Here is a 6641-nt window from a genome sequence, read left to right on the forward strand (position 1 = left end):
GCGCTGTAAACTGAGTGGTTCACTGCACGCCCCTAGCTTCGAGCCAAATGGTTGCTGGCAGGGCTTTCTTAACCCGCCGACAGACCATCCGAAATTTGGGGGTGTCACCTAAGGGGATTTGCGTAGCCTGGCGAGAGGCGGCTGCGCGGGATTTCGATACCGTCATCTGTCGGACGGGTCGCAACTTGCGACAGTCGAACGGCGTCCGCGCTGGCGCGTGCCGGCAGGCTGCGAACAGCGAGGCCGGCCGACGCCTACGGATCCAGTTCCGTATCCCAGTAGAGGTAGTCCAGCCAGCTATCGTGCAGATAGTTCGGCGGAAACAGGCGGCCGTTGCGGTGGAGCTGATGCACCGTGGGCGCGAACGGCGTCTGCCGCGGGAACATTTTTGCCTGCTGCGGCGAGAGGTTGCCCTTGCGCAGGTTACAGGGTGAGCAGGCCGCGACCACGTTCTCCCAGGTGGTCTGGCCACCCTTGCTGCGCGGGACGATGTGATCGAAGGTCAGGTCTTCGGGCGAGCCGCAATATTGGCAATTGAAGCGGTCGCGCAGGAAGACGTTGAACCGGGTGAATGCCGGATGCGTGGTCGGTTTGACGAAGGACTTGAGCGAGACGACGCTCGGGAGCTGCATCTCGAAGGAGGGGCTGTGCACCGCGCGGTCGTAGTGCGCGACGATGTTCACGCGGTCGAGAAACACCGCCTTGATCGCGTCCTGCCAGGACCAAAGCGACAGCGGGTAGTAACTCAGCGGCCGGAAGTCCGCATTCAGCACCAACACCGGCCAACTGCCTTGCGAGACATGTGCGTTCAAGTAACGCTCCCGGCCTCCATATACGCTGCGAAGCAGCATGTCCTGACATACTACATGCAGCGTGACGGGATTGTGAAGCCCGTTGAGCGACTTATTCAGAAAGAGCAATGCGGCGGCCGGGTGGCAAAGCGCGCAAAAACGCCGTCATTCCGGGGGGTGCGCGTGACCCCATCTCCGCCGTCGTCCTGGCGAAGGCCAGGACCCATACCGCGGAATCCATCGGTGATGGATGGTATCAGCACCGCGCGACTACCAGTCTTCGCCAAACCCCTCCCTGGGGTAATCTCGACGAGCGCAAAGCGCTCGCTCGGGGGTCCTGGCTTTCGCCAGGACGACCCCGGTGGGGGCTAATCGCGAATGCGCTCCAGCTTCTGCAAGCACCTCGTCGCCCGCACCACCGCCGGCGTCTCCTCGTCCGGAAAGCTCGTCTTCCAGTCGGTGACGCCGACCTCGCCGACATAGATGTCGCCTCGCGAATCCAGCGCGATGCCGTGCGGCGCCAGAAACTTGCCGCTCGCAATACCGGGGCCGTCCTCGCCGCCGAGCCGCGCGATGCGCTTGCCTTTGTTGTCAACGATCGAGAGCCGCGGGCCGAGATTGGGCACCTTGCGGTTGACGGCCATGCCGGGGCCGAGCTCGCCGATCACGAAGGTCGGGTTCTTTCCGCCGCCGCAACAGCAGAGCGCGCAGGGCCGGTGCAGATTGTTCCACTGCGTCTCGTATTTGCCGTCACCGTCAAACACCTGCACGCGATGGTTCTCGCGATCGGCGACGTAGACATAGCCGTCGGGGTCAGTGGCGATGTTGTGCACGATGTTGAACTGGCCGGGATCGGTGCCGGGTTCGCCCCAGCTCCTGATCAGCTTGCCGTCGGGCGTGAACTTGTGCACGCGGGCATTGCCATAGCCGTCGGAGACGTAGATCTCGCCCTTCGGCGACAGCGCGGTGTGGGTGCAGCGGTGGAAGGGGTTTCCGCTCATGAAGGGCGACGGTTTTTCGGGGATGCCGATCGTCAGCAGCACCTTTCCGTCGGTCGTGCATTTGCGCACGGTGTGGTCGCCGTCGTCGGTGCAGTAGAGATTGTCGTCGGAATCGATGTGCAGCCCGTGCGCGCGGTTGAAAAGCCCTTCGCCCCAGCTTCGCAAGAAGTTCCCGTCGCGGTCGAGCACCACCATCGGATGGGCGCCGCGGTTGAAGACGTAGATGCGGTCGCGGCTGTCGACGGCCACGGAGGCGACGTCGGTGAGCTGCCAGCCGTCCGGCAGCTTTGCCCAGTCGTCGACGACGCGGTAGCGATGCTCGCCCGAGCCGAGAATGGCCGGCATGTGAACCTCCCCGAAGTGGCGACAGGTTGATCCTGGTCACCTTCTCGGGGAAGTCTTGCAGAGGTCCGGCCGCAGCACGAGGCCCTTTTGTGCATGGCCCGTTGCGGATCGCAACGGGCGGATCCCGGTCGCGAGGTAGCAAGCGGCTAGGGGGTGAGCGTGAGCTTGCCCGGCAGCTTTGCGGACTTCGACCCGCCATCGTCGATTTCGATATCCCAGGTTCCCGGCGACGCCTTGCTGACATCGAGTTCGCAGGTGACCCGGGTTGCGTTCGACAGGACCTTGGTGCCGGCGATCGCAGGGACGCCTGCCTTGACGATCCTGACATGCGTTATGACGTTGAGATTGGTCCCTGTGATCTCAAGCGGAAGCGGTCCCGTCGTCGCGATGGAAAAGGTATCCGGCTTGATGCCACTGGCGAGCGGCGGCTGGGACGCAGATGCTCCCGACTCGTTTCCTGGCTTCACCGCTGACGTCACCGTTCCCGCGCCGAGATAGAAGCTGGTGACCGCCGTCATCAGTGTCCCGAGCAGGACCAGGAGTTGCTTGGCGAAATCGTCACTGGCGGGATTGGCGCTGCGGTAGCTGACGTCGAAGGAGTCGGCCTTGCCGGGAACGGCCACCGACTGGATATCCCGCGCATTGGTGTGATCCTTCACGAACTGCGCGCGCTCGGCGCCGGTCATCTGCGCAATGGTGACGATCTGGCCGCCCGTCGAAACCTGCTGATAGAGAAAGATGGACAGGATCGCGAACAGCACGATCAACGACAGCGCGATGACGGCCCGAATCGAACCGTCGGGCAGGCCCATCGCCAGCTCCCTGTTCGAAAGGCCGAGAGCCGTGAACACCATCGTGACGGCCGCGAGCATGAAAATCAGCACCACAACGCCGCCAATGGCGAGCAGAGGCAGCGAGCCGCCGGCGTCCTTCGAGACCAGCCCCGTCAATAGCCAGAATATTCCGCAGAGTATGCCGACGAGCACAAGCGCGCCCACGCACGTCAATATAGCTCCGCTGTACTGTTTGATTGTCTCCATTGGATCCCCCTTGCCTTGTGGGGCCGAGCTGTCCCGAGACGATATCTTCAGGCTTCGTCCGAGCGAAAAATGCTCTTGAGCGATTCCAAAACCTGCCGGACCGATACCCGTTCGCAGACCCCTGCGGTGCCCCGTTGAAAATTCAATGACTGTGTATCGTCGATCGAAATCAATCTATACGAGAAATTACCTTTAGTTGTTCATATGGATGAAGTAATGTCAAGGTTGAACGAATTGCCGCGTGCGTTGCGTTGTCGCGGACAAGGGCTGGTACTTGATCCGGTCGGCCGTTTCCTCAGCGTTGCGGCTCGCCGGTGCGCCGCAAAATCCCTTCCTCGATCGCCTTCACCTGCAGCGCCAGGTACTTCGAATTGATCCGGCACTGCGCGAGGCTGCCGGCGATGAACCACAGGCCCGGCTGCTTGGTCCGCGCGTACATGTTGCGCAGCTCGTGGCCGTCGCCAAAACCCCAGATCGGGCCGACGCGGTCGCCAACGGCATCACCGAACAGTTTTCGCACCAGATAACCTTGCGGCTTGTAGCCGGTCGAGAGCACGATGAGGTCGGCCGTTACAGTCGTGCCATCCTTCATCCGCGCGCCGTCCGCGGTGAAGGTATCGATGTCGTCGAACTGCTTCAGCTTGATCGCGCCGCTGACGATCAAATCGGAGCAGCCGACGTTGAAATAATAGCCGCCGCCGCGGGTGAGGTATTTGAACTGCCAGCCGGTGCCGGCCTCGCCGTAATCGAGCTTGAAGCCGACACGGGTGAGGCCGTCGAGCAGCTCCTTGTCGAGCTCCTTCGACTGCTCGGTCAGCATCACATGCGTCTTCTTCGCCAGCGGCGTCGGCATCGAGCTCGCGATCAAATCGTTATCCTCGAGCGTGCCCTCGTTGTAGGTCGCATATGCAAGCTGCGCCGACGGCTCGATATTGGTCACCAGCGTCGGCGAACGCTGCACCAGCGTCACCTCGGCGCCGCTGGAGCAGAGATCCTGCGCGATGTCGTGGCCGCTATTGCCGGTGCCGATGACGATGGCGCGCTTGCCCTTCCAGTCCTCGCCATCCTCATAGCGGCTGGAGTGCAGCAACGTGCCGGTGAAATTCTTCAGGCCGGGAATGTCGGGCTGGTTCGGAATGCCGCTGACGCCGGTCGCCATCACCACATGGCGCGGATGCATGGTGCGTGTCGTGCCGTCGGCGCGGCGCAGGCTCACCGTCCAGCGTCCCTGCGCCTCATCGTAAGTGCCGCCTTCGAAGTCGGTGCCGGTCCAAAAGTTCAGCTCCATCGCATCGACGTAAGCCTCGAACCAGTTGGCGAGCTTGTCCTTGGGGATATAGACCGGCCAGTTCGGCGGGAACGGCATGTAAGGCATGTGATTGACCTGCACCTGGTTGTGCAGGGTGAGCGCGTGATAGCGCTTGCGCCAATTGTCGCCGATGCGGGCCTCGCGATCGACGATCAGCGTGTCGACCTGCACCTGTTTTAGCCGTGCGGCGATCGCGAGCCCGGCCTGGCCGCCGCCGACCACCAGCACGGTCGGGTCGCGATCCCCATAGTCGCGCGATGCGTTGCGCAGGTCGAGCCAGTTCGGCCCACGGAAATCGCGCGAATAAGCCTGCCCGCGCGGACGGGTTCTGTTGAGCTGCTCCTCAAAGCCTTTCAACTCGTCGAGTGCTGTGAGCAACGTCCAGGCCTTGAGATGATCGCCGTCGGAGGCGTCGGGCACCAGCCGCAGGATGCCACTGCCGCGCCCGGTCGCGGTCTCGAAGTTGAAGATCGCCTCGATGGTGTTGGTGCCGGCGCGGCGGACCCAGCGTGGCGGCGCGCGGTCGTCGGCGAGCTTGAAATTGGCGGGGGCTGCCTTGGGCGCGCGGGCGCGGAGCTCGCCGATAACAGCGTCGCGTTCTGCAATGGTCTGCAGATTCCAGCTCAGCGCAAGCACGTCGCGCCAGAAGCTGTCGGCCAGGAACAACGGGGTGAGCGCCTCGGGGTCGGATCCGCCAAGCGCAAACTCGAACTGGTCGAGCCAGGTCTGCGCGGAGACGGAAATATCCTTGGTCTTGTCCAGCATGCGCGACCTCGTGGCCGTCTTCGCGGCGTTTCCTCGCGAGCATGATCCGGAAAAGTGTGAAGCGGTTTTCCGATAAGATCATGCTCCAAAAGAGGACGCTATACGGTTTTAGTGGCCGCCAAAAGGCGGCTACGCACCCAGCGAGAGCATGTGGCCCTGCTCAGGCGGAATGCGGCCCTTGAGGGTATCGAGATAAATTTGCTGCACCGCCTCAGGTCCGCGGCTCTCGACCACCGTGAGGCATTTGTCGAGCAGCGGCGCGAAGCCTGCCCAGGCCACGCCAAAGCGCTGGTCGATGCCGCCGGGGCCCCACTCCTTGGCGCGCTTGCGGATCTGGTCGGGCGCGAAGAAGAACCGCGGCTTTGCGCCCGGCAGCACGGGCTCGTCGGCCTCGGTGGCGCGATGCGTCAATCCGACGCGACCGGAATATTTCATCTGCTCGCCAAAGTGCCGGTGCAGCGCGGCGCGCAGTGCGCTGCTGCCGGCCATGTCGACGAAGAGCACCGGCGCATCGGCGGCGAGCGACGTCACGCGATCATAGGTGACGACCTCGTCGTAGCAACCGAGCGAACTGACGAAGCCGGCATTGCCGGCCGAGGTCAGGCCGATGACTTTGACGCCGCGGCTATGCAGGAGATGGGCAAGGCCGAAGGCGGTCTTGCTGGAGGCTGAGGAGAGCAGCGCGGTGCGCGCGCCGAAATCGGCATTCTCGCTGAGGAAGTCGTCAACCAGGAACGACAGCATGAACAGCGGCCGCAGCAGCGCCTGCAGATCGCCTGCGTGTCCCTCGAAGGCGGGATCGCCGGTGACGCGGGCATACTGGTTGTAGACGGGCGCTGCGACCTGGCGGTGCGCGGCCGCATCGCGCAAGGCCCGCTTGCTGACATCGGCGGCCTCGATGACCAGATGGCTCGCCATCGGGAAATAGCCGAACAGGCGTTCGCCCACGGCGACGTTCGGATGTTTTGAGGCGATGACATCGCCAAAGCCCCACACCGGGACGTTGCCAAAGCCGGTCGGCGCCGGAAACAGGTGCCAGTATTTCAGCTCGTCGCCCATCACGGCATAGGTGATGTTGTTGGCGGTGAAGGCGAAGCGGTCGACCTTCACCAGCAGCGCGTCAGGCGGCAGCGCGTCGGCATCGGGAAGCTCCGTGACGATCACCTTGCACTGCTGCAGCTCGCTGCGCGCGACGACGAAGTCTGTCGATTTCATGACACTGATCTCGGGTTTGTGCCGGCATCTCTGCCATTGCCGGCGCTCCGTTTGCAACAGCAACATAGTTTGAAACGCTGTTCGAGCGGGCTGCGAACTCGTCATGCCCGGGCTTGTCCCGGGCATCCACGTTCTTTGTGCAGCAGAAAAGATCGTGGATGGCCGGGACAAGCCC

General features: G+C 63.2%; 5 protein-coding genes. All 5 read right to left on the reverse strand.

Features of this window, described 5'->3' with window-relative positions; genetic code table 11:
* Positions 1-254: 254 nt before the first annotated feature.
* Positions 255-812 carry an HNH endonuclease gene (locus C2U70_RS22105; protein WP_140980529.1) on the reverse strand — a complete coding sequence of 186 codons (558 nt, stop codon included), beginning with the start codon at positions 810-812 and terminating at the stop codon, positions 255-257.
* 347 nt (positions 813-1159) lie between these two features.
* Positions 1160-2137 (reverse strand): peptidyl-alpha-hydroxyglycine alpha-amidating lyase family protein, encoded by a 978-nt coding sequence (locus C2U70_RS22115; RefSeq protein WP_140980530.1) that lies wholly within the window; start codon positions 2135-2137, stop codon positions 1160-1162.
* Between the two features lie 146 nt (positions 2138-2283).
* Positions 2284-3177, reverse strand: coding sequence for a hypothetical protein (locus C2U70_RS22120; RefSeq protein ID WP_140980531.1), 894 nt, complete (start codon positions 3175-3177; stop codon positions 2284-2286).
* A 295-nt stretch (positions 3178-3472) separates the two neighbouring features.
* Positions 3473-5251, reverse strand: coding sequence for a flavin-containing monooxygenase (locus C2U70_RS22125; RefSeq protein WP_140980532.1), 1779 nt, complete (start codon positions 5249-5251; stop codon positions 3473-3475).
* 129 nt (positions 5252-5380) lie between these two features.
* Positions 5381-6466, reverse strand: coding sequence for a DUF2855 family protein (locus C2U70_RS22130; protein ID WP_140980533.1), 1086 nt, complete (start codon positions 6464-6466; stop codon positions 5381-5383).
* Positions 6467-6641: the final 175 nt, after the last annotated feature.

The sequence above is a fragment of the Bradyrhizobium guangdongense genome (genome assembly GCF_006483445.1).
Classification (GTDB): Bacteria; Pseudomonadota; Alphaproteobacteria; order Rhizobiales; family Xanthobacteraceae; genus Bradyrhizobium; species Bradyrhizobium guangdongense_A.